The 22,692-nt window shown below is 41.3% G+C and carries 18 protein-coding genes; 5 read left to right on the top strand and 13 right to left on the bottom strand.

The annotated features are described in order from the left end of the window. A complete protein-coding gene (locus MKX41_RS13430; RefSeq protein ID WP_042132288.1) occupies window positions 1-951 on the bottom strand; it encodes an ABC transporter permease in 951 nt (316 codons plus the stop codon). 155 nt (window positions 952-1,106) lie between these two features. On the opposite strand from MKX41_RS13430, the gene MKX41_RS13435 reads away from it, so the two are divergent. From MKX41_RS13435 to MKX41_RS13450, 4 genes are all read left to right on the top strand, one after another. After that, complete coding sequence (locus MKX41_RS13435) at window positions 1,107-2,918, top strand: sensor histidine kinase (RefSeq protein ID WP_340971086.1); 1,812 nt, start codon at window positions 1,107-1,109, stop codon at window positions 2,916-2,918. Between the two features lie 4 nt (window positions 2,919-2,922). Further along, a complete protein-coding gene (locus tag MKX41_RS13440) occupies window positions 2,923-4,533 on the top strand; it encodes a response regulator transcription factor (protein WP_076285370.1) in 1,611 nt (536 codons plus the stop codon). 105 nt (window positions 4,534-4,638) lie between these two features. Further along, window positions 4,639-6,318, top strand: coding sequence for an ABC transporter substrate-binding protein (locus MKX41_RS13445; protein WP_076299279.1), 1,680 nt, complete (start codon window positions 4,639-4,641; stop codon window positions 6,316-6,318). A gap of 119 nt (window positions 6,319-6,437) precedes the next feature. Then, the gene (locus MKX41_RS13450; RefSeq protein WP_340971090.1) at window positions 6,438-6,974 is read left to right on the top strand and encodes a CDP-alcohol phosphatidyltransferase family protein; all 537 of its coding nucleotides are present in this window, start codon (window positions 6,438-6,440) and stop codon (window positions 6,972-6,974) included. 4 nt (window positions 6,975-6,978) lie between these two features. On the opposite strand, the gene MKX41_RS13455 is transcribed toward MKX41_RS13450, so the two are convergent. The 7 genes from MKX41_RS13455 to MKX41_RS13485 form a co-directional block, all read right to left on the bottom strand. After that, the gene (locus MKX41_RS13455; protein ID WP_340971092.1) at window positions 6,979-7,575 is read right to left on the bottom strand and encodes a DUF1349 domain-containing protein; all 597 of its coding nucleotides are present in this window, start codon (window positions 7,573-7,575) and stop codon (window positions 6,979-6,981) included. Window positions 7,576-7,749: 174 nt separating this feature from the next. Continuing rightward, window positions 7,750-10,872: an ATP-binding protein gene (locus tag MKX41_RS13460; RefSeq protein WP_340971094.1), complete on the bottom strand. Its 3,123-nt coding sequence runs from the start codon at window positions 10,870-10,872 to the stop codon at window positions 7,750-7,752. Between the two features lie 167 nt (window positions 10,873-11,039). Next, on the bottom strand, window positions 11,040-11,648 hold the full coding sequence (locus MKX41_RS13465; protein WP_340971096.1) for an ankyrin repeat domain-containing protein: 609 nt from the start codon (window positions 11,646-11,648) through the stop codon (window positions 11,040-11,042). Between the two features lie 141 nt (window positions 11,649-11,789). Then, window positions 11,790-13,301, bottom strand: coding sequence for an S-layer homology domain-containing protein (locus MKX41_RS13470; protein WP_339242217.1), 1,512 nt, complete (start codon window positions 13,299-13,301; stop codon window positions 11,790-11,792). Between the two features lie 146 nt (window positions 13,302-13,447). After that, the gene (locus MKX41_RS13475; RefSeq protein ID WP_340971098.1) at window positions 13,448-14,140 is read right to left on the bottom strand and encodes a response regulator transcription factor; all 693 of its coding nucleotides are present in this window, start codon (window positions 14,138-14,140) and stop codon (window positions 13,448-13,450) included. Continuing rightward, on the bottom strand, window positions 14,118-15,617 hold the full coding sequence (locus tag MKX41_RS13480; RefSeq protein WP_340971100.1) for a sensor histidine kinase: 1,500 nt from the start codon (window positions 15,615-15,617) through the stop codon (window positions 14,118-14,120). Before MKX41_RS13480 ends, MKX41_RS13475 begins: the two co-directional genes overlap by 23 nt. A 410-nt stretch (window positions 15,618-16,027) precedes the next feature. Next, complete coding sequence (locus MKX41_RS13485; protein ID WP_340971102.1) at window positions 16,028-16,870, bottom strand: sugar phosphate isomerase/epimerase family protein; 843 nt, start codon at window positions 16,868-16,870, stop codon at window positions 16,028-16,030. A 243-nt stretch (window positions 16,871-17,113) separates the two neighbouring features. On the opposite strand from MKX41_RS13485, the gene MKX41_RS13490 reads away from it, so the two are divergent. Beyond that, a complete protein-coding gene (locus MKX41_RS13490; protein WP_340971104.1) occupies window positions 17,114-18,013 on the top strand; it encodes a LysR family transcriptional regulator in 900 nt (299 codons plus the stop codon). 8 nt (window positions 18,014-18,021) lie between these two features. Here MKX41_RS13490 and MKX41_RS13495 read toward each other — a convergent pair whose 3' ends face one another. The 5 genes from MKX41_RS13495 to MKX41_RS13515 all read right to left on the bottom strand — a co-directional run bounded on the left by MKX41_RS13495 (window position 18,022) and on the right by MKX41_RS13515 (window position 22,365). Then, window positions 18,022-19,011, bottom strand: coding sequence for an aldo/keto reductase family protein (locus tag MKX41_RS13495; RefSeq protein WP_340971106.1), 990 nt, complete (start codon window positions 19,009-19,011; stop codon window positions 18,022-18,024). 213 nt (window positions 19,012-19,224) lie between these two features. After that, a complete protein-coding gene (locus tag MKX41_RS13500) occupies window positions 19,225-20,313 on the bottom strand; it encodes a DUF1648 domain-containing protein (protein WP_340971108.1) in 1,089 nt (362 codons plus the stop codon). A 595-nt stretch (window positions 20,314-20,908) separates the two neighbouring features. Next, the gene (locus tag MKX41_RS13505) at window positions 20,909-21,403 is read right to left on the bottom strand and encodes a GyrI-like domain-containing protein (RefSeq protein ID WP_256721701.1); all 495 of its coding nucleotides are present in this window, start codon (window positions 21,401-21,403) and stop codon (window positions 20,909-20,911) included. A 114-nt stretch (window positions 21,404-21,517) separates the two neighbouring features. Then, a complete protein-coding gene (locus tag MKX41_RS13510; protein ID WP_340971111.1) occupies window positions 21,518-21,997 on the bottom strand; it encodes an SIS domain-containing protein in 480 nt (159 codons plus the stop codon). Window positions 21,998-22,047: 50 nt separating this feature from the next. Further along, window positions 22,048-22,365, bottom strand: a complete 318-nt coding sequence (locus tag MKX41_RS13515) for a MurR/RpiR family transcriptional regulator (protein WP_445671314.1) — start codon at window positions 22,363-22,365, stop codon at window positions 22,048-22,050. Window positions 22,366-22,692 lie beyond the last annotated feature (327 nt).

A 22,692-nucleotide genomic window follows, 5' to 3' on the forward strand; every position in this document is an offset into this window, starting at 1 on the left:
CTAGAAAATTCTGTACCCTGCAAATCTATAAGCAAGTCGGTAAGAGACTACGATTAAGACTAAGCTAATTAACGATTTGAATAGATTAACTGCGGTTGCGAAACTGAACTGTCCGCTTAGTAGACCTTCTCTATACACGAAGGTATCAATGATATCTCCCTGCTGATAGATCAATGGACTGTACAAGTTAAAGATCTGGTCAAAGTTTGCGTTGAGCACATTACCCAGTGCCAAGGTGGCGATTACGATAGCGATTGGGATTAACGCAGGAATTGTGATATACATCGTTTGTTTCCAACGCCCCGCCCCATCCACTTCAGCAGCTTCATAAAGTGATGGATTGATACCCGAAAGTGCCGCTAAAAAGATAATCGTATTGAAACCAAACTCTTTCCAAACATCACTAGCAATGATAGTGAACCTGAACCAGTTGCCGTCTCCTAGGAAGAAAATCGGCTTGATGCCAAATACAGATGTGAGGAATTGATTGACAATACCTGTCTGAGCAAGGATATCAATGAGAATCCCTGAAAGTGTAACCCAAGACAGAAAGTGCGGAAGATAAACGAGTGTTTGAATAGTTCTTTTAAGGCCCATTCTTCTTACCTCATTAAGCAATAAGGCGAAGATAAACGGAATAATCAAGTTCAAAACAATTTTGGAGCAAGCAAAAAATAACGTATTCCACGTAATGGACAGGAAATAATCATTCTCCCACATGTACCTGAAATGCTTAAGTCCGACCCACTCGGAATCAAAAAAACCTAGTGCAGGTTTATAGTCTTGAAATGCCATAAGAATTCCGGACATCGGAATATAAGAAAAAATAAAAACCATGATTGCCGCTGGCAACACCATAAAATGGAGAATCCATGGTTGATTAAAGCCTTTTTTTCTTTTTTTACTCGGCTGACTTTCTAGGCTCGCCTGTGGTATCGAGTTAACCTCCATATTAGCCTCCATAGCTCTCTCCTGTTCCCAAAAAAAATATTTTGTGTGTGATGGGGATCTCTGCTATAAATAGTATCAGGCGTTTCTCAGGTTTGACTATATAACATTGTTAGGCTTGATAGGGTTTTATTAGGACAACATCTGGAGGGGCATTTATGAATATATGGAAGCGCTTTACAATACTTAGAGGAAACTTACAATCTCGATTTAGTCTGTTTGCCAAAATAAACAGCTTGATCATACTCCTATTCATTCCCATCATTATCATGTATACCTTTTCAAATAACGTCACCTTCGAGGTTGTAGGCAAAGAGTTGCAGACGTCCAATACGAAACAACTCACTTTTTTATCCAATCAGATCGATTCTCGAATTAATCAGATGATGGACTTCACCCTTATTCTTTCAAGAGATCCCAACGTCAGGGCATTCAATGGACTAAATGTATGGGAAGATCGATATGATCAGATGCAGACCAGATATATCCTCCAGGAAAAGATGGTGCTTCAAGCTGGGGTTACAGATATTTGGCCGACCAGATACGCCGTTCATTCACAGCAGAATAAAGATGTCATCGCCAATTACGACAGACCCATCGGGTATGATGAGGATTATTTAAAAGCAAATATGAGCGGAAGATGGACGTATGGTGATCATGGTGTGGAATCTCAAGGCGATTTAAAATCCTTTTACTGGTTCTTAACGGATTCCTTAGCTCAGCCGGGGACGTTAACAGGAAGTAGCCTAGTCATTGAAGCCAGCTTCAGTTATACGAACATTCAGAACATGCTCGATTCGTACAAAGCAGGTGGGCAAGGCGATCCGTTCTTCTATCACAAAGGGGAGAAACCGATCCTCAACCGTAGCGCGGACAAGCAGCTATCCGACGAACTAGTTAATTACCTGGATAATCACTCTCCGGAGAATACAACTCAGGATGTAGTGAAACTAAATGGGAAGAACTATTTGGTCAGTTCTGTGAAATCAGCCTCTTTGGATTGGCATTTAGTAGATGTTGTCCCCCTTTATCAAATTCTCAAACCGATTTCTCTTAGTCGAGATTTATTCTATATCACAATGATTCTGCTGTTTGTTGTGGGAGTATCCTCTTCCATTCTGCTGTATAGAAACGTTCAATATCCGATTAAAAAACTAGTCAGTGGTTTACAGCGCGTACAGCAAGGTGATTACTCCGTACGGCTTCATAGCAATGAGCAAAATGAGTTTTCGTTTCTGTTCCGTCGTTTTAACGATATGTCCCATCAAATTCAAGACCTGATAGAAAATGTATTTAATGAAAAGATCCGTGCTCGAGAAGCTACCCTGAAGCAGCTCCAAGCACAAATTAACCCGCATTTTCTCTATAACTGTCTTGGTTATATTATCAATATGGCCCAGATGAAAGATGAGGACGCTGTCGTCTCAATGGCTTATAATCTAAGTGCTTACTATCGTTATACCACCCGGATGGAACGGGAGACGGCTTCTTTGGAGGAAGAAATCAAGCTCTTAGTCAACTATTTAGATATCCAGAAACTGCGTAATGGCAGAATTGATTATCATATTGATATTCCTGAGGATATGCTTAGCCAATCTGTACCTCGCCTAATGCTTCAACCTATGGTGGAGAATTCTGTGATTCATGGAGTAGCGAAGTCCTATTCATCAGGTGAGATCAAGATTAGTGGTGAGAAGTCAAACGGCTTCTGTAGAATTTATATCGATGACGATGGTCCTGGCCTGAATCCGGATCAGCTAGAAGCATTAAACCGTAAAATGCAGGAGCCTTTGCAGGAGGAAATGGGTTGTGGTCTTTGGAATACAAATCAGCGGATCATTCACCTGTTCGGCAATCATTCAAGTCTTACCTTCAAGCCATCCCCTCTCGGTGGATTCCGAACAGAAATTATCTGGGAAATCCCAACTGAGGATGATAGTTATAAATTAAAGGAACATCAAGGAGACTAACAACATGCAGATGATCATAGTAGACGACGAAGCACACTGGGTAGATAATCTTTCCATGACTAAACCCTGGCATACGCTAGGAATTGAACATGTGCATAAAGCTTATTCCGCACGTGAAGCGCTACAAATTATCGATACGCATCCCATTGATATAGTAATCTCAGATATTCAAATGCCAGAAATGACGGGAATCGAATTGATAGAGCGAATAAGAAAACATAACAAAAAAATTAAATGTATTATATTATCCGGCCATTCAGAATTCGATTATGCCAAAAAAGCACTTCAGAACAAGACCGTGGATTACTTGCTTAAACCGCCGACTGATGATGAATTACTCGGAGCAGTCAAAAATGCGATCAATCAATTGAATGCTGAATGGGAGCTTATAAGTTCTCTTAAACGAACCCAGTTTACCCTCCGGGAGAACCTCCCTGTTTTACGGGGGCGCTTGCTACTGGATGCTTTACAAGGTCATCGTTTTCAAGCCGGTGAATGGGAACGGAAGCTCGTGAGTTACGATCTGCCCTTCCAATCCGGAGAATCCGCATTGATGCTGGTACGAATGGAAGAAGAATTCAGAGAATTTGATAATACCGATCAAACCTTGATTGAATATGCGATTATTAATATGGCTGAAGAGATTATGGGAGAATTTATGGAAGTCTGGGGCGTTAAAGAGGAACATGGATATCTTGTGTTTCTGCTCCAGCTTAAAGAACAAGGAACTGACCTTGGAAAAGAATCCATATTAGAGAAGCTTTCTTTACAACTTCAATATAAGGTCAAGCAATTTCTGAAAGGCTCACTATCCATTGTAATCACGGAGTGGTTCAAGTTTCCTGAGCAGTTGTCGAATCGTTTTCATCAGGCCTCCTCCTCTTTCCGCCAAATTGTCGGAGATGAGCGAGAATTCATTATGCGGGTCAGTGACTTGGGGCTTCCCTCAGCACAAGGACCTTTAGACGCTCTTTATACCCCACCCTCTTTGATTCATCTACTGGAGAGTGGACATTGGGATGCGGCCGAAGAGAAATTGCTTGCCGTCTGTGCGGAACTGGATGAGAAATGGTCTGAATCCTGGGAGCATTGCATGGAGGCTGGCTTTTTAATTACTGCTTCTTTCACGAATCTTGCACATCGCAATGGTCATACGCTAGCAAACTTAATGGGGACCGATATAGAAGCGTTGCAAAGTGGGGATGCTTTTACCAGCATTAGTAAACTAAGAAAATGGTCGCTAAGTGTTCTAGCCAATCTAAAAGAAGGCACATCCAACGAAATCAAAGACATACGTTCCGAGTATGTAAAGAAAATTCAAGATTATACGGATAAGAACTTGCATGATGATGTATCATTACGTGTTCTGGCTGACCATGTAAATCTCCATCCGACCCATTTATCAAAAATTTATAAGATTGAAACAGGTGAAGGCATTAGCGATTATATCTCGCGCTTGCGGATGGATCGTGCCTGTCATAAGCTGAAGACCACCAATAAAAAAGTCTATGAAATCAGCATGGAAATTGGATATATGGACCCTGCTTATTTTATCAAAGTATTCAAACGGCAGTTTGGGGTAACGCCGCAGGAATATAGAGATACTAACAAATAACATGATAGAGTCCTATCGAAACTAAAAATCTCATATAGATGACATCCCCGACAAGTTGTTAAAGTTACACTTGTAAAGATCATACACAGTAGGGGGAATTGAAGAATGATCAAGTTCAAGAAAATGTGGTCGCTTCTCACGGTCACAGCACTTATCACTCTCACAGCATGTGGCAGTAGCGGCACATCTAATGAGAATGCCAAAAATGGTAACGCTACCAATAATACCCAATCCGAAGCAGATGCTGCTTTCGCAAAAGGCAAATACGATCCACCGATCGAGTTCAGTGCCGTATTGATGCCTAAGAAGTATGTTCAAGGTGATACCAAAGAAAACAACGTTCACGATCGCTGGATGCTTGAAACATTGGGTATGAAGCATAAAGATACTTGGTATCCTGCAAATGACGATCAATACAGACAAAAGCTTCAACTTGCCATTGCTTCCGGCGAAAAGCTTCCTGATTTCGTTTTTGCACCAACTAACGCAGTATTGACCAATCAGCTTATTGATTCCGGTCAGTTCATCGCTATCGATGAGTTGTTTGATAAGTATGCAAACAAAATTTTAAAAGATCACGTTGCAGCACATCCAGAACTTTGGTACCCATTCACTAAAGACGGTAAGAAATATAATCTGCCGATCCTTGAATATACCGACAATGATGATACGCTCTTGTGGTTACGTGAAGATTGGATGGAAAAGCTGAAGCTGGAAGCGCCTAAGACCATCGCCGATCTTGAGAACATCATGGACAAATTTAAGAACGAAAACCCTGATGGCTTAGCGCCTAAAGATGTGTACCCGCTTGCAATTTCTTTGAAAAACAACACAAATACCTGGATGGGCCAACTAGACTGGTTATTCGGGGCATACGGTACAATTGAGGAACAATGGAACAAAGATAAAGATGGCAATCTTGAATATGGTTCCATTAACCCAGGTGCTAAGCAAGCACTCGCAAAGCTTAGCGAATGGATGGATAAAGGATATATTCACACGGACTCCGCCCTTTGGGATGAAGGTAAATCCGCTGAGAGCTTCACGAAAGGTGCAGCTGGTATTCTGCCAGGCGCCAACTGGGTTCCAGACTGGCCAGCTCCCGATCTTATGAAGAATGTACCTGGAGCGAAGATTAAAGGTTATCCGGTTCCAGCAGGACCAGATGGTTTGATTGGAACCAAATGGCAGAATTCCGGTGTAAATGCTAGTATCATGATTAACAAGGATGCTAAGCACCCAGAAGCTATTTTCTTGTACTATAACTACTTGCTTGATAACTTAGCTAACCCTGCTGCAGGCAGTCAATATGAATATGGCTTTGCTAAAGGTTACGACTGGGATATGATTGATGGAGAACCAACAAGTGATAAAGACAAGATTAAAGACTTCTCCAATGAGTTCCCATTCTTAACAGGTCCGGCCCGTATTCCTGATCTGTTTATGAAGACTTTGGTTAAACTTGCTGACGGCGAGACACCTGTAACACCTTATGAAAAACAAATGGCAGAGTTCCGTAAACCAGAAAACTGGGCGGCAGGAAAAGTGGTTATGTCACAACTAGACGTTCGTAAACAAAACTACTTTACTGGTGCTGCTACACCAACGATGGTTTCCAAATGGAACCTGCTTCGTCAGTCCGAAATGGAAACTTTCAACAAAATTATTTATGGCAAACTGCCAGTAGACTCCTTTGACCAATTCGTTGCCAATTGGAAATCCAATGGCGGTGACCAAATCACTAAAGAAGTTAACGAATGGTTCAAGTCTGTATCCGCGCAATAAGCTTTAACAAACATAGAAACAAGCCGGAGCGAGCATTCGCTCCGGCTTGTTTTTTATAGAATTTGCACTCCTCTGGTAAAATAGAAATAAGATAAGGTCGTATACAAAGGTGGGATTGAATGATGAAGAGAATACCCAATGGAATTACGTTTGGCAGAATCATTTTGGCAATGTTGTTATTATTCCTCGATCCGCTAAGTTTGGCCTTCCTTGTAATTTATATCCTTTGCGGGGTCACCGATCTGATCGATGGACCTATTGCTAGAATGACGAACACAACAAGTAGCCTTGGAGCAAAACTGGATTCCGCAGCCGACACGATACTGATAGCGGTCTCCTTATTTACACTATATCCGCTTCTGGGACTTACGCTCGAAATCATGATATGGATCTTCATGATCGCGGTCATCCGTCTAACATCGATAGGGGTTGCCCTCCGAAGATTCAAAACTTACGCAAGCATTCACACCTATGGCAATAAACTGACCGGACTCCGATTATTTATAACTCCTCTATGGCTTCTCCACATCGATCACACCATTTGGAATGTCTTTGTATGTATCATTGCTACCATATCCGCCGTGGAGGAATTCATCATCCAATTCACTTCAAAACAATTACAGTTAGACCGAAAAGGATTGTTCATTAAAAATTGATCCATTAGAAGCGGCTTTCACCCTTCGATTCCGACAAACTCAAATAGTCGAATTTCACTGAGCAGCCTTCACCTTGGGGAGATTGTGCGACAACACCTGCTACGCATTCAGCACCTTCCTTCATTCCAAAATATCGGATCAGTGTCCAATTCGCTCCGTCCTCTGAATAGGAGAAGGTAACACAATGATTTTGTTTGGTAATACGCAAATACGGATTGTCTACAGCAACTTGTACGGAGTTACAATCATCTGACATCCCTTCCCTTGTCACCACAGACACGATTATGGGATACTGTCCGTCAAACTCAAAGCAAATCTTGGCCCAGTTATAATGGTCCATCATAAACATGAGGCAGCCTGAATCATATTTATGCCGCATATTGACACTAATTCTGGTCGTCATTTCAAAGGAAGTACCCACAGGGGTGGATAAGAATGGCGCTGAACTTGCGAAATGTTTACCTGCCGGGTCTTGGAAAAAGTCTGATTTGGGAGGTGCTATTAATGTCAGTTCATCTAAATCTGTAAATTCCCAAGTTTCGGGACGATTCATCCAGCTCAGTTGTTCTCTTGTCTCGTTTACAAATAAGTTATTAGTCATTCTAATTCTCCTATCGTGAATGATTTTTTGATTACAAATTTTCCTTTCTCTGTAATAATGGCAGGTAGTTTTTAATTTTACAATCAATGACGCAACAATAGTGAAATATTCACATAATTTTCTAAAGAAAACACCAAAAAGGGATAACTCCAAGGAGTTACCCCATGATCATAATCAATCCTTATCAGGAATGATAAATGACACCGTAGTTCCCAAGCCAGGAATACTTTGAATGTGCAAGCCCTGTCCATATAATTGCGTCAATCTTCTATCCGTATTAAGCAGCCCAATACCTTGATTCTTATAGCCATTCGGATTTAACAGCACGCTGACTTGTGCTTCGTCCATTCCAATCCCTGTATCTACAATGTTAAAATGAACAGCATCCGCACGTGTCTCAATGTGAATACGCAGTGTTCCACCTTTAGCGCGACTTAAAACGCCATGTCGAACAGCATTCTCAACTAGTGGTTGAATCGTAAGCGGAGGCATCAACATTTCAAGATTTGCATCTACTTCCCATTCCACATGGAGTCTCTCTTCAAAACGTTGCTGCTGGATATATATATAATTCTCCACCAGTTTAAGCTCCTGTGACAGCGTAACGAGCTTGCCTGCATTTAAGAAGTCAAAACTTATGCGCAAATAAGTTGTGAATGCATCTGATAACTCTCTCATTTTGGCAGTGTCAAAGTCACTTAAGGACATGATCGAATTCAGTGTATTGAAGAGAAAGTGTGGATGGATCTGCGCTTGTAAATAAGCACCCTCCATCCTCAACCGATCATTGACCGCTCGCTTCATAGATGAAAGGGACAAGGCTCGATACTTCAATTCCATCGCATCTACCGGTTTGGTGACATAATCATTTGCTCCAGCCAAGAAGCCCGCATAGACATCCTCCCGCTCACTACGAGCAGTCAGTAGTATAATAGGTAATTCATACATCGTGAACCGCTCACGAATCAATCTTGTCAATTCATAACCAGACATGCCCGGCATCATCACATCAGTGATGATCAGATCAAATCGATCATGGTTTAACTTATCCAGCGCTTCCCGTGCAGAAGTCGCAGTAACCATCTGATAGGTTCCATCTGACAAAATATTTTGTAAAACTTTTAGATTGACCGAATCATCGTCAACTGCCAGAACACGTATAATATCAGAGTCTGAATCAACCTTAGAGAGTGGCTCTACTTCCTTCGTGGAATATGTGGCAGCTACCATAGTAGATGTCTCAGCTGTTATCCATGCGCTGAATGGTGATAATGTTATCGTATCCTTTTCTAGTTGAACATCCGAAATAGATGATTGAACACGCTCGTCTACTACGGGTAATTTGAAGCTGAACTTACTCCCCTGACCCGGCTGCGATTGCAGCAATAATTCACTCCCGTGCAGCTCGACCAGTTCCTTGCAGATGCTAAGTCCCAGTCCAATACCACCTTCCCCGTAAGCCCCTTGTTCATAGCGCATAAAGACACGTTTCTTCAATGCCTCATCCATACCTATTCCTGTATCCGTAACATGTATCCATACATCCCTACCCACTTGTTCAGCGACCAGTTCAACCTCACCCTGTTCGGTATACTTAAGTGCATTATGAACAAGATTTATCAGAATCTGTACCAATCGCTCCTCATCAGCATGTACACGCGGCAAATCCTCATTAATATGCATGCTAAGCTCCACCTTTGTTCCACCGGTAAGGAAGCGTAACATATCCAGCACGCCCTCAGCCAAGGAGCTTACATGCACTGCTTTTATATTCATCACAATCCGTTTATCCTGCAATCTCACCACATCAAGCAAATCATTCAGCATGAGCGACATCCGCCGACTAACCATAATTAGCAGTTCCATATCACGTTGACTCTCTTCATCCAGCACATGTTTTTTCCTCGTTAACACGCTCTGGGCAATATTCATAATTCCATGTAGGGGAGTCCGTAGTTCATGTGACGTATTCGCCAGAAAACGGTCTTTTAATTTATTCGTCTCTGCCAATTGAGCGTTTAATAACACATTCTGATGGGACTGATTAAAGTATCTTCTAAACCAATAGGCAGAAAAAGTGGCTAGTGCAGCAATTAAATCTACCGGATAAAACATAAATTGCGAGGTTCCTACGTAATAAACAGACGCCCATAGTATATTGTTAATCACAGCAAGCACTGAACATAATAAAAATAGTGCACCCTCAGCTCGAATGGATACCATCTTTATAAAATAATAAGCCGTCCAACATACTGGAACGTAATACAGGATCATATAGACCCCTTTTTCGATTGAATATAGCACTGTCTCTTCTGGACCAAAGATTATAAATAGTGTAAAAACGAGGAGTGAGAAGATGTAACTATAAAAGGCCTTGCCTTTCCGCAGATTCCCATAAAGCTCTCTACCCATCAGGAACAGGAACAAGCAGAACCCTATATACGAAAGAACCTTTAGCTTCAACGTCCAGGCAAAATCAACCTGAAGAAACCGGAACAATAGTCCATTATGTTCAACCCCAATGGATACAGCCGCTGCAACCATCATCGAGAAGAAAATAATCAACTCTGTTTTTCGCACATCCATCAAATAGATGATCAATAAATACAGCCCATGTAGTAGAAGCAGTACCCCTACGATTAGCTGCAAGCCGATGGAGTTCCAGTAGACTGTATCTATCTCATGTTGAATGCCAAACTCTACAGACCTAACAATGCCTCCTTTTAACGGAGACTCATAATTTGATGCCCGAACAAACAGATCCATTTGTTTCTGATCTGTCGGTGTATAACTGATCAGGAATGACTTGGTGACAGAAACATGGCCTTCTTTCTCATCAGATAACACACCAAACCGTGAGAGAACTGTTCCATTAATCTCCACTTCAGATGCAGTATAGATAGATTGGAACCAAAAGCTAAGTGGCTCAGATAAGGGTTGATCCAGCAGAATTCGCAAATGATAAGTTCCGTATCCATATGCCTTTTTTTGCTCTTCAGGCTTAAATATAGCATTCCAGTTACCCGGTACCTGAAGCATCTGCCCCTTCGTAGCGTTGTCGATATTGGTAGCATTCACCCATTGTTCAGGATAAAATTCCCATTCACCATCCAGCGGAAAGGTGCTTAGTGATTCAATGTCCACCCCACGTAAATCTAACACGCCTTGCTTCACAGCAGGAGGATTGGATAACGAAAAATGATTATACCAGCCCCAACGTACAATAATTAAAATACCGATAAATACTACTATGTATAACATATGACTTAACTTAATTTTATTCTCCGAAGTTCTCATGTACGCCTCATTCTTCGATAAATTTAATAGTGCTATATTCCCATCTTCCGCTATTGAATATTATAGTCTGATTATACTATATTATGAGGTTTATAGAGGTGGGTAATCCTAGTTTCAAAGGACAAAAAAAAGAAACTCCGTTTTGAGCGGAGTTCCTTTTTTAAAAATTATATCGAATCACTACTCTTGTTCATTAGCATTTCTACCATTTCATGATAACCCCTATTTTGCGCATGCTGTAAGGGACTAACTCCGTTAGAATCTGCTATATGAATATCAGCACCATGATGTATTAACAATTGCACTATAGCCTGATGTTCTTTGCCCCCATCGCCTAGTATGATAGCTTCTAGTAATGCAGTCCAACCCAGATTATTGACATGATCAATATTGACGTCAGAACTTGTAAGAAGTTCTTTCACAATATCCACATGACCACGGTCTGCAGCAGGGATGAGTGCGGTCCCCCCAAACCTATTCACAATTGAGGTATCAGCACCTGCAGCAATAGATACCTTCACAAAATCAAGCATTCCTTCAGCCCCTGCATAAAGAAGTGGATTATCCGAGCGATTGTCGCGGATATTGATGTTGGCACCTTTTTCAAGCAATAATTTGAATATATCCAGTTGATTCGTGTGTACAGCGATTAAAGCGGGCATTCTACCCTCATTATCTGTAACATCAATATCTGCACCGTCTGTTAGTAGTTTTGTTATAAGCTCCTTATCTCCTTGACGAGTCGCTGCTAACAGTGCTTGGTTCAGCTTATCCATTTCATTATTCACCTCCTGAGTTGATTGCTGCCCTTGGTTGTTTAACACCTTGAAATCATCGGTCTGACATCCTGATATAAAGAGGAAGAATGTTAAGACGAGAAAGCGCATGACATTCAACACCTTTCATGTAGACTCCCCTTATTTCGAAGTGAATGTGGCTTGAGAGGTTGCCCATGCGCCTAGTGGTGTTACAGTATACACTGTCCCAGCAGCCAATTTACCGCTATTCGTAATATCGAATACACCAACAGCACCTTTACGACTGGAGAATTTATAGGTTGCAACCCATTTGTCTCCGTTTGGAGCGGTTAGTTGTACACTACGGCCCGAAAACAATTCATCGCCAGGGTCTTGAGCCAAGGATACATTGATGGATGTATCGGTGACAGCTTCAGCGCCAGAGATTTGCAGTGGAGATATTTCTTTTGCTTCGAATGAAGGATTTGCAATATTGGCCCAGTCAGATGTTACGGTATATTTCACACCCGGTTTCAAGACTTGTCCTTCAGGAAGCCGGAATTTCGGCTCAATCTTACCATCTGTTGATTGTGTAAATGGAACATACTTGGCAACGATGGATTCTCCACCTTCTGGGGTAATCGTTACTTGTCTACCTTGCATGGAAGGAATGATTTGATACGTGATGCCATTTGCTCTGTTGTTCTCATCCAAAACAAATGCGTTAGCACCACGTCCACCACTGTATGCAGAGATGACATATCCATAGTCAATGACGCCATTTGTTTTCAGTGCTTCAATCTCAAAGGTGTCGTTGGTTACCTGAGTGGTTGCTGTCATATCCACCTTGGCTGCGTTTCCTACAAATGATCCTGCATTCTTACCTTTGTACGTTAAGTTATAGGTTGTTCCAGCTTTTTGCACCGATGTAGGAACAATGTACGTTGCAACAGAACCCGATTTCAGCCGCGGCATATTCGTTAAGGTTAGACCGTCATTGAATACAAAATCTTCTTTTGCTTTAGCAAACACCTCATTCTCAGCTGTCAAAGGAGCATCTAAGGTTACGATTAATGTAATTTCATTGATCGATTTCACACTTGTAATTTGAGCTTTATCGGATGGCATTGCTTTACGTGCTGTATTCAGTAAGGCCGCTGTTTCGCCACGTGTTACAGGTCCAGAAGTGAATTGCAATTTATTAGCCCAGTAGTTAACCGATAAGACATCACGCTTCAACGCCTTCGATACAACTTGCACGATTTCTTCATCCGTTACCGTTTTATTAGGGCTAAATTTACCATCTTCCGTTTCCATTATCCCTAAACCAACAAGTACTGACGCATATTTGTAATACCATACGTTCGAATTCACATCGGTGAATGGGGCAGTGTTCTCTTCAGTGCTTTGTAATTTAAAAGTCAATACTACCATTTTCGCTAATTCTGCACGATTGATTGGATTGTTCACACCCATCGAATGATCTGCATAACCCTGTAACACACCTAATCCCGCAAGTACTTCAACGGCTTCTTGAATTTCTTTATCTGATAACTTAGATGCAGCTGCGGATATTCCTATGTTGCCTGATGTAGGTGCTGCTTGTACATTTAACACGGCAAAGGGTAAAGAGGTTGCGCCTAGTGTTGCTGCGACCATTAATGCTGCTGCTTTTTTAGCTACGATTTTCACTATATTTCCCCCTAAGATCATTAAGTTATTTGTTGTTCATGTCTATAACTAAATGATAATTGAAAGAAATAAACTCCCCAGAAACGATTTATTAATAAAGTATTAACTAGAGCTTAAAAATATCGAAAATCGTCAAGAAAATGCCATTACACCGTAAATCGGTATCCCGCACCCCACACTGTTTCAATATACTGTGGGTTCGAGGGGTCCGATTCCAGCTTCTCCCGTATTTTGCGAATATGAACCGTAACCGTTGCGATATCTCCGCTGGAGTCCATCCCCCAGACCCGTTCGAATAAATCATCTTTGCTGAATACCCGATTCGGATGACTCGCTAAAAAGACCAGTACATCGAACTCCCGAGCGGTAAACAAAACCTCATGATTACGTACAAACACTCTGCGGGCATTTTTATCGATATGAACTCCACGGATTTGGATCTCATGCTTCTCCATTGGCTCTAGCTTGCTGAGCATGCGTTCATATCTAGTTAGGTGCGCTTTCGCTCTTGCCACTAATTCACTTGGACTAAAGGGCTTCGTAATATAATCATCCGCTCCGAGATTAAACGCCCGAAGCTTATCGATTTCCTCTTTCTTCGCAGATACGATAAAGATCGGCACTTCCTTAGCCTCCCTAATACGGCGGCATAATTCAAAGCCATCGATGCCAGGTAACTGCAAATCTACGATAATAAGATTATAATCCCCTTCAAGAGCCTGCCCAAGCCCTTCAGAACCTGTATGACATATATCAACGGCAAAACCGTTCAGTTCAAAATAATCTTTTTCCAATTGCGCTATCGTTGCCTCATCTTCAATAATCAGAATCCGTGTCATGCGAATGAAATCCTCCTTCATCGGTCGTTCGCTTTAAAGTAAAGAACAAGCTTGATCCCACACCTGGTTCACTTTCCATCCATATCGACCCACCATGCCCTTCAATAATCTGACGAGCTATCGCAAGACCAAGTCCGCTACCGCCTGTCGATAGATTCCGAGAAGGCTCTGCACGATAAAACCGTTCAAAGATATGTGGAAGTGCTTCAGCATCAATACCCATTCCATTATCCTTCACTTCAACAGTCACCCATTCACTATCCACTTGCAGAGAAAAACGGATTAAAGGGTCCGGCTTGTCCATATACTTCAGCGCATTTCCAATTACATTCAGTAATACCCGTTTTAATTTATCCAAATCTGCAACAACCTCAATACGCTCGGAGTTATGGTCGTCTAGCTGAAATGAAACTCCTTTATTTTCGTTATGGTAGCGCATCTCTTCGATACAATCCTCAAGGAATGCAATAATATCCACAGCTTCGAACGAAAATGGGACCTGATTCAAATCCAGCTTGGAATATAGGAACAATTCATCAACCAATTTATCCATTCCAATGGTTTTGTTATAAATAATGTCGACGTACATGTCCATCTTCTCAGGTGTATTGGCGACACCATCTCGTATGCCTTCAATAAACCCTTTAATATTCGTAATCGGAGTACGTAAATCATGTGAAATATTTGAGATTAATTCTTTCCGATTCTCCTCATATTGCAGACGAAGGCTCACTGACTCTTGTAACCTCTGTCTCATCGTCTCAAACGCTTTATTTAACTCCCCAATCTCATCTTTGGATTGCAGGTTAAGTTCAAATTGAAGGTCACCCTCTTGAATTCGTTCTGCGGAATCCCTTAACTTGTTCAGTGGCTTAATAACACTTCGTGTAATCCAGCGATATAATAGCACATTCGCAACCACAAGAACGCCAATTAGTATCAATGAAAAGATCGGTAGCAGCCTCCGGGTGAGTTCCGCAAAAGGACTATGCTCTTTGATGACGAAAACACTGCCTTTCGCCCCATCCGAATATTTAAAGTCAAATTTGGCATAGCCATAAAATCTTTCTTTAATATTAAACGTGTTACGAATCTGATAGTTATTGAGATCGTAAGGAGGTAAAGCATCCTTTAATTCAGGTTGATTGAAGGTGCGCGATTCAAACACAGGGTCATTCACTCGCCTTACAAATAGTCCCGCTTTCTCTGTCTTTAGCTTAAAATCATATTCCAGTAACAAATCCTTGTTCTGCAATTCATCCGGGTCATGCTTAGCTAAATACTTTAATTCTAAAAAAATCGACTCTTCTTGCTCCGACAACGGATTTAATTGATAGTGCACTTTATAAAAATCCCGAAGACTATGAACATCTCCAGTTGATGCAATTGTAAATAAAGCTGCCGTCATTACGATGATAAGTAAACTAACGACTAGCATTCCCGTATAAGATAACAGTAATTTTATCCGAATCGACACGACTGTTCCCCTCTCACTAACATTGGATCCGCTAAATAGTCATCTCCGTATTTTAGTGAAATACTATCACATGGGGAGAGCGTTTGCTAACAGAAAAAAACTTCTACCAACACTTCGGCAGAAGTTTTTATAGAACTTAATTTACACGAGATCATCAAATGCTATATAGATTGATCTGATGATTTTCCTATTTCGGGTTGGTCGCGACTCCAGAGAATGTTTGGACTTCCGGCCGCTGTTGTCTGCAGATTTCTTGATTTATACCGTTCTTAACGGTTGAAATCCGCAGACTGCCTATGCTTTCGAAGCGAGCTTTCCTACGGAAAGCTTTCGGGCGGACGCTACCGCTCCTACAGTTCCAAAATTCCCTTCCACCACCTTTCCCTTTTTTGAATATTTTCAAGTTCATTCTATATTGGTACGTTTTCCAGTGATGAGAATACTTTATCGAAGCCTGCTTTAGAACGAGAAAATAATTCAGATGAACTTTGCGCGGAAGCTGGCGCCAGAACTTCTTGGGCGATCACACCGGCATACCCGATCTTTTTCAGGCTTCCCAAGAATCCTGTGAGATCAATAGAACCTTCTCCTGGATACAATCGATCGAAATCTAACAATTCCTCTGTCGGTAGAGGTTTAGCATCATTAATATGGACATATGCAATTTGATACGGTTGTAATTTCAGCAGATCCTCACTCGTTAATCCATTCGTATGCCAATGGTAAGAATCCAATAACAATCCGATGTTCCTTACTTGAATCGTCTCCATCCAGCTCAACGTATCTTGCATCGTCCAGATCAGTGGATTTGCCCATTGTGTACGTAAGTGATGAGGGCCTACGAACTCTAATGCTAATGTAATTCCATAAGCGCCTAATATTTCCGCGCATAGTCTTAAACGTCTCGTGGCTACAATCATGAACGGTGCGACCGGAAGATCTGTTGAAGGTAAAATATATGTACAACATGTCATACAATTTAATGCAACAGCGGCCTCAGCCATTTGGGTAAGCGATTTCAACCCTTCCCTGAAGCTTTCCTCTGTTGTGCGCCAATCTACCGCTAAACCAAATGATCCTAACATGATGCCATGGCTTTCCAGCAATTGAACAGCCCCATCCTTACCATACTGCTGCACTAACTCCAATGGATTTGCGTCTATCGACTGAAAGCCGAATTGGCTCGCAAGTCTGATATATTCTTCATTAGAACTGAGTTCACCCAAACCTGCTGTTGTTAATCCTCTTATCATCGTCGTTCTCCCCCTTATGACCAATCTAACAGTTCGTCATATCTAGTCTAGCGCATCGTGCACTCGAATAAAACCATCTCTAGTCCCCTTTAACAAATTCTACGATCTAATTGCAATAATGTTTTTTGTCAAAAATTAAGATGGGGTAGGAGGCTTATGGGGGGACGACAAGCCCTTCCTTTCATTTTCGTTCAAAGATCCTTATACTTGCTTGGAGAAGCATTTCAAGGGAGATTGAACAGTATGGACATAAAAAAATTGCAATACTTTATCGCAGTAGCAGAGGAACTGCATTTTAACCGTGCAGCAGAGAAGCTAAATATGACGCAACCTCCCTTAAGCCAGCAAATTCAAGCTCTGGAGAATGAGATTGGTGTGAAACTATTAGAACGGAACAAAAGACAAGTTCGTCTAACGCCAGCGGGGGCGGTATTTCTAGAGGAGGCTAAATCCATTCTATCTCAACTGGAACGCTCTATTAAAACAACACAATTAGTCGATCAAGGAATTATCGGACATTTGAACATTGGATTTATAGATTCTGCAGCTGGTGGAGTATTGGTTGATATGTTAAAAATGTTTCGGGAACGTTATCCACAAGTACAACTCACATTACATGAGATGACGTCTGCTCAGCAGTGGCAGGCTTTACATGAAGGAACGATTCACATTGGATTTGTACGTTATACAGAGTCGGGCAAACATATCGAGCATCGTTCCTTAGTCAATGAATCGCTTATTGCCGTTTTGCCAGAGCAGCATCACCTAGCTCATTTACCGGTGTTATCCATTCGCTCTTTAGCTTTAGAGCCATTTATATCGTTCCCACGTCATTTAGGAGCTCCTTTTCATGACCTCATTATGAGCTTCTGCGCCCAACACGACATGTATCCGAATGTTGTACAGGAAGCCATTCAGATGTACACCATTGTAAACTTGGTAGCTGCTAATCTTGGAGTTTCCATTGTGCCCTCATCAGTTGCTATTTTTCAGCGTGAAGGTGTCGTATTTCGCCCCTTTGAAGAAAGCACACCATCGATTCCCCTTTATACCGCTTGGAGAACCGATTGCGATCGTGCCTCCTTATCCGCGTTACTAGAGATCATAGGACAAATGAGTTCAGAAGTTATTAATGGTGAATGATATAATATTCAGCCCGTTTTTCTAGGATCACGTTCAACGAGTCCTTCTAGCACCCTATCGATTTGCATCATAACTTCCCTATCCAGACGAACTCCCGCAGCTTTGGCATTTTCTATAACCTGCTCAGGTTTTGATGCCCCAATAATTGCAGATGAGACTTGTGGATTTTGCAACACCCATGCTATAGCCAACTGCGGAAGCGTCAACCCAACTTCACTGGCGATGGAAGAGAGATTCGAGACCGCCTCAAGCACCTCAGTCCGAAGCCACTGACCCGCCAATTTGTTCATAAATGGTGAGCCCGCAGCTGTTGAAGCACGAGAACCCTCTGGCAATGGTTGCCCTGGCATATATTTACCTGAAAGAATCCCTTGAGCAAGCGGTGACCAGACCACCTGTCCAATCCCTTCCCGCTCACAAGCTTGAACTACCTCCGTCTCCATCACGCGCCATAACATCGAATATTGAGGTTGACTAGCCACCAATGGCACCTTTAATTCTCTCGCCAAAACAGCACCTTCTGCTATCTGATCCGCCGTCCACTCACTTATCCCGACATAGAGAACCTTACCTTGACGTACCAGATCCGAAAAAGCCAAGAAGGACTCTTCAAGGGATACTGTTGCGTCAAAGCGATGCGCATAATAGATATCAATATAATCGGTCTGTAATCTGTTCAGTGAAGCATGGCACGCCTCCATAATATGCTTGCGGGACAGACCTCTTGCGTTACGTCCCGTCCCTGTGGGATGGCACACCTTGGTACACAATTCGATATCAGCTCTGTGCACTCCTTTTAATGCTTGGCCTAGCACCATCTCAGCTTTCGTATCGGAATATACATCTGCAGTATCAAATGTTGTGATCCCTACATCCAATGCAGCGCGAACACAAGCATGGGCAGTATCATTGTCCACTTGAGCACCATGTGTAATCCAATTACCATAAGCAATCTCACTTAGATGTAAGCCACTAGTTCCTAATTTGCGATAGTTCATTTTATACCCTCCTTTAGATAACAATCTGATTGTAACAAAGAGATATTAATACGAGAAATACTCTTTAATATGCGGTTTAATTCAAAAAAGATATTACTGAGATACTTAAAGATAATAAAAAAACGCCCTTTAGGCGTTTTTTTCGGTAAATATTCTGTTTCGAAACTCTAACTTCGCCTATACTCCAGTGAGTATATTAACCTCCAAGCCTTGTTACCGTACCACAACTAACAGTACAATAATTCCGAGCCAAAACAGCCAACTTAATGGGTGACCGAAATTTAATCCCCAGCCGACTCCGAGCCTTTTCTTGACGATTAGGTTTGGATCTTTGGGATTGAAATAAATCATACCAAATCGCCATTTATCATCATCATGGACAGGTCTGACATTGGAGCTATCGGCAGATCGCTCCAAGCGGCTTTCGCCCTGACCAGCCCAGAACGTTAAGGCCAAGGCGTATAGGATAATAAGGGCTATTATGATTAGGATAATAGGGATAGCGAAATTCATGTTAAGCAGAGATATCATGTTTAGTTGCACGACAGAAAACAGGATAACCATTAAGAAGCTTGCTGTAAGCATAAAATATGACCAAGTACGGCGGTAAGTTGCGTCTTGTCTGATGGAACGGTTAGGATCATTGGGTTGAACCTGCTGCTTTACTCTGCGAATACTCCAATTCTCAAATATGAACAAAAGTGTTATGAACACTTGCATTATCGTAGGCATAAACACAGAACTAAAAGATTTAGCTGCATAGCGGTCTACGTTCCAACTGCTGTTGTAATGGATCGGAATCTGATCAGGAATCAGATCGTAGTTGTATAGCACAGTTACAATACTAACAACAGTAATTAAAACATGAATGAGGAACCAATTATTAGACAAGCCAATGTTTCTTTTCCGAAATCCAGTGTCCACTGCCATGATCGATGGTTCCAGAGCAATAGGCAGCATAGGTAGTAAACTTTTCATTTTGAAATGATAGCTAATGTTTATGACTAGGGAGATTACGACCATGGCGAGTGAATAAGTGACAATGATCCAACTTTGTTGCTTGGAATGTTCATCACCGTATATTAGACAGATGATACAAACAATGAATAGGATGGTATGCAAGGTAGCACTAATCCTAGCATATGACTTCCGCATCTGGCGCAGAGGCTCACTATGGAATTGTACAGGGCTGACGGTGACCCCAAAACTAATCGTCTCTTTTGTTAAATAAGGCATGCTTACCATGAGTACAATGGCAGGTACAAATACAAAGATCATTACAATAACAGGCATTATCGTCATATCATTCGCCTCCTCTTATACATAAGTGTGTATTTGAAAACTCTATAACCCTTATAGCATAGGCGATTCATCACTATGCCTTTTTGCGTATGATTATCCTATTAACTTAGGATAGGTAATCGACTTGAACATAAATTTTATTATAATCGATTTTAGTGACTATAGGGGTAAAATTAACAATTTATCCAGTTTTTTCGCTACGCAGAGCTACTCATCTGACAACTGAATTATGGCAAGTACATCTGTTTGAAATTCTGTGTAGGTAAAGGACTCGCCTCGTATCTGCAATGGTGCGGATTACTGCGTCAGAGTATAAATAAGTCCGTCCATGCTTAATATAATACTTGCTCAGGTTTGTTCCATTAAGATATTTCTCTACAATCGCTCGATAAATCGGACGCTTCATTTCATCCACCAGTACCGACCTTGTGTTCTAATTACGCTAGCTAATTTCCATAAAGTAAGCATCGACTATATTTTAGGTCAGACAGATAACCCTAAGCGCAATCCCAGCAAAAAATAATAATCCGCAACACAAACAAGCTTCTGTGATATTCACAGGAGCTTGTTCACGTCTAGGCTAAAGCATAAATAATTACTTCAATGCTACAAACAAATCAATCTCATTCTCTAGACTTTCTGGTTTATATCTTTCATCCCAAATTTCAAAATCATAATCCTTAGGTTCATTTCCAGTTTCTCTAATCCATTGTCCATATAAATAGTCATATGAACGACTAAGTTCCGATTCAAGTCCCTGATGTGTGTAAGTAACATACTTACTCTCACCGACAGCATGACCTATCATATCTAACGGAACATCACCTTGTTTACTTACTTCATAACAAAGAATATGTGTAAACCTGTCAACCTGAGGATTAAAATCGGGCTCCATAGGATAAATCTGTATTAAGATTACATTCTCATTTTTCTTGTCTTGAATTTCGTCTTTTCTTTCAAATAGCGAATCATAAATGTTCTTACCAAGACCAGACTCAAACTCATTAATATCCGCTTCAATTTTGTAACCTACAACATGAAAAGGGGATAATGTTACTACTTTAGCTTCCAGAAAATCTCCTCCATTCAAAATAAGGAATACTATTTGATTATACTATTAAGTGGAAGAATAGTTCGATTTGCTTAAAGCACTTTACAATAAAAAAGCTTCCACCATACGCTGGTAGAAGCTTCTTATCGCAATTTAATCATTCAAAATTCCAATCATTTTTCTTGTCTTCGCTAGCTGCTCCACAGTAAAATCATGCTGAGCAGATGCATATGCGCTAAAGACAATATCGAGCACAAATAATTGCGCAAATCTTGAGCTTGTTGCCGCACTACGAAGCTGCGCTTCCGGCGCACGTGATGTAAATAAAGAAACATCGGCAAGCTGAGAGAGCTTGTTATTACCAGGACGAGTGAGGCTGATTGTTTTTATCCCCTGTTCCTTAGCTCGTTTTAATAATTGAATAACCTCTCTCGTTTCACCGCTATACGAAATCCCCCAGAAGACGGCATTTTCTGATTTCGTAGCCATGGCTGCCGCCAATAAATGACGATCTGAAATCGCATATACATTTTTGCCTAGCCGAAGCCATTTTTGTGCTGCATCTTCTGCAATAATAAATGAGGCACCTATCCCATAAACATAAATCACTTCTGCCTGTTGTAACAGGCTCACTGCCTGCTCTATAGATTGTGCGTCGAGTTAACTGGCCGTATTCTGAAAGGTCAGTATGGTGTTCGACAGCAATTTATCAATGATGGAATCAACGTTTCATTCGATTCAACATCAAAGTATCTAACATGCGGCGTGTTCTCTACCTCCGCGGATAAACGGATTTTCAGCGCTGGAAAGCCCTCTATTCCAAGCGACCGACAAAAACGAACAACCGCCGCACTGCTTGCCTCCGCTTTTGTCGCTAACTCATGTATGGTCATATGCAGCACTTCTTTAGCATTTGCAAGAATGTACTCCGCTACTTTTTTCTCTGATTCTAGCAATTCATTTAAGTCTAGCTCAATTTGCGAAATCATACTTCCCTGCAATTAAACCCGCTCCAACAAATGCAGGAATCATTGGTATGAAAATATCTCCGATTTTTCGCAAAAAGTTCTTGAACGGTTTATCATTCTTCTTTTTAAGCTGCGCCTTCATTTGTGCACTTTGTGCTTGTAATTGCTCAGCCGAAGTCGCTATTTTCCCAATACTCATTTAGACTATATTGAGCAATCTAAATTTTGTATCACTTCTATGATTCCACACGTTCCATTATTGACGAAATTTTTTTTCAACATTAAACTATAAGTTAAGAAATTAAATTTCAAAAAAACCGTTATTTTCATTTATTAAATTTATCCCAACATTACGGCGCA

This window comes from Paenibacillus sp. FSL R5-0475, from assembly GCF_038004585.1.
GTDB lineage: Bacteria > Bacillota > Bacilli > Paenibacillales > Paenibacillaceae > Paenibacillus_AQ.

Excerpts from the sequence above, each read along its gene's own strand:
- MKX41_RS13430 (WP_042132288.1), bottom strand. The coding sequence starts at position 951 with ATGGAGGTTAACTCGATACCACAGGCGAGCCTAGAAAGTCAGCCGAGT.
- MKX41_RS13435 (WP_340971086.1), top strand. The coding sequence starts at position 1,107 with ATGAATATATGGAAGCGCTTTACAATACTTAGAGGAAACTTACAATCT.
- MKX41_RS13440 (WP_076285370.1), top strand. The coding sequence starts at position 2,923 with ATGCAGATGATCATAGTAGACGACGAAGCACACTGGGTAGATAATCTT.
- MKX41_RS13445 (WP_076299279.1), top strand. The coding sequence starts at position 4,639 with ATGATCAAGTTCAAGAAAATGTGGTCGCTTCTCACGGTCACAGCACTT.
- MKX41_RS13450 (WP_340971090.1), top strand. The coding sequence starts at position 6,438 with ATGATGAAGAGAATACCCAATGGAATTACGTTTGGCAGAATCATTTTG.
- MKX41_RS13455 (WP_340971092.1), bottom strand. The coding sequence starts at position 7,575 with ATGACTAATAACTTATTTGTAAACGAGACAAGAGAACAACTGAGCTGG.
- MKX41_RS13460 (WP_340971094.1), bottom strand. The coding sequence starts at position 10,872 with ATGAGAACTTCGGAGAATAAAATTAAGTTAAGTCATATGTTATACATA.
- MKX41_RS13465 (WP_340971096.1), bottom strand. The coding sequence starts at position 11,648 with ATGGATAAGCTGAACCAAGCACTGTTAGCAGCGACTCGTCAAGGAGAT.
- MKX41_RS13475 (WP_340971098.1), bottom strand. The coding sequence starts at position 14,140 with ATGACACGGATTCTGATTATTGAAGATGAGGCAACGATAGCGCAATTG.
- MKX41_RS13485 (WP_340971102.1), bottom strand. The coding sequence starts at position 16,870 with ATGATAAGAGGATTAACAACAGCAGGTTTGGGTGAACTCAGTTCTAAT.
- MKX41_RS13490 (WP_340971104.1), top strand. The coding sequence starts at position 17,114 with ATGGACATAAAAAAATTGCAATACTTTATCGCAGTAGCAGAGGAACTG.
- MKX41_RS13495 (WP_340971106.1), bottom strand. The coding sequence starts at position 19,011 with ATGAACTATCGCAAATTAGGAACTAGTGGCTTACATCTAAGTGAGATT.
- MKX41_RS13500 (WP_340971108.1), bottom strand. The coding sequence starts at position 20,313 with ATGACGATAATGCCTGTTATTGTAATGATCTTTGTATTTGTACCTGCC.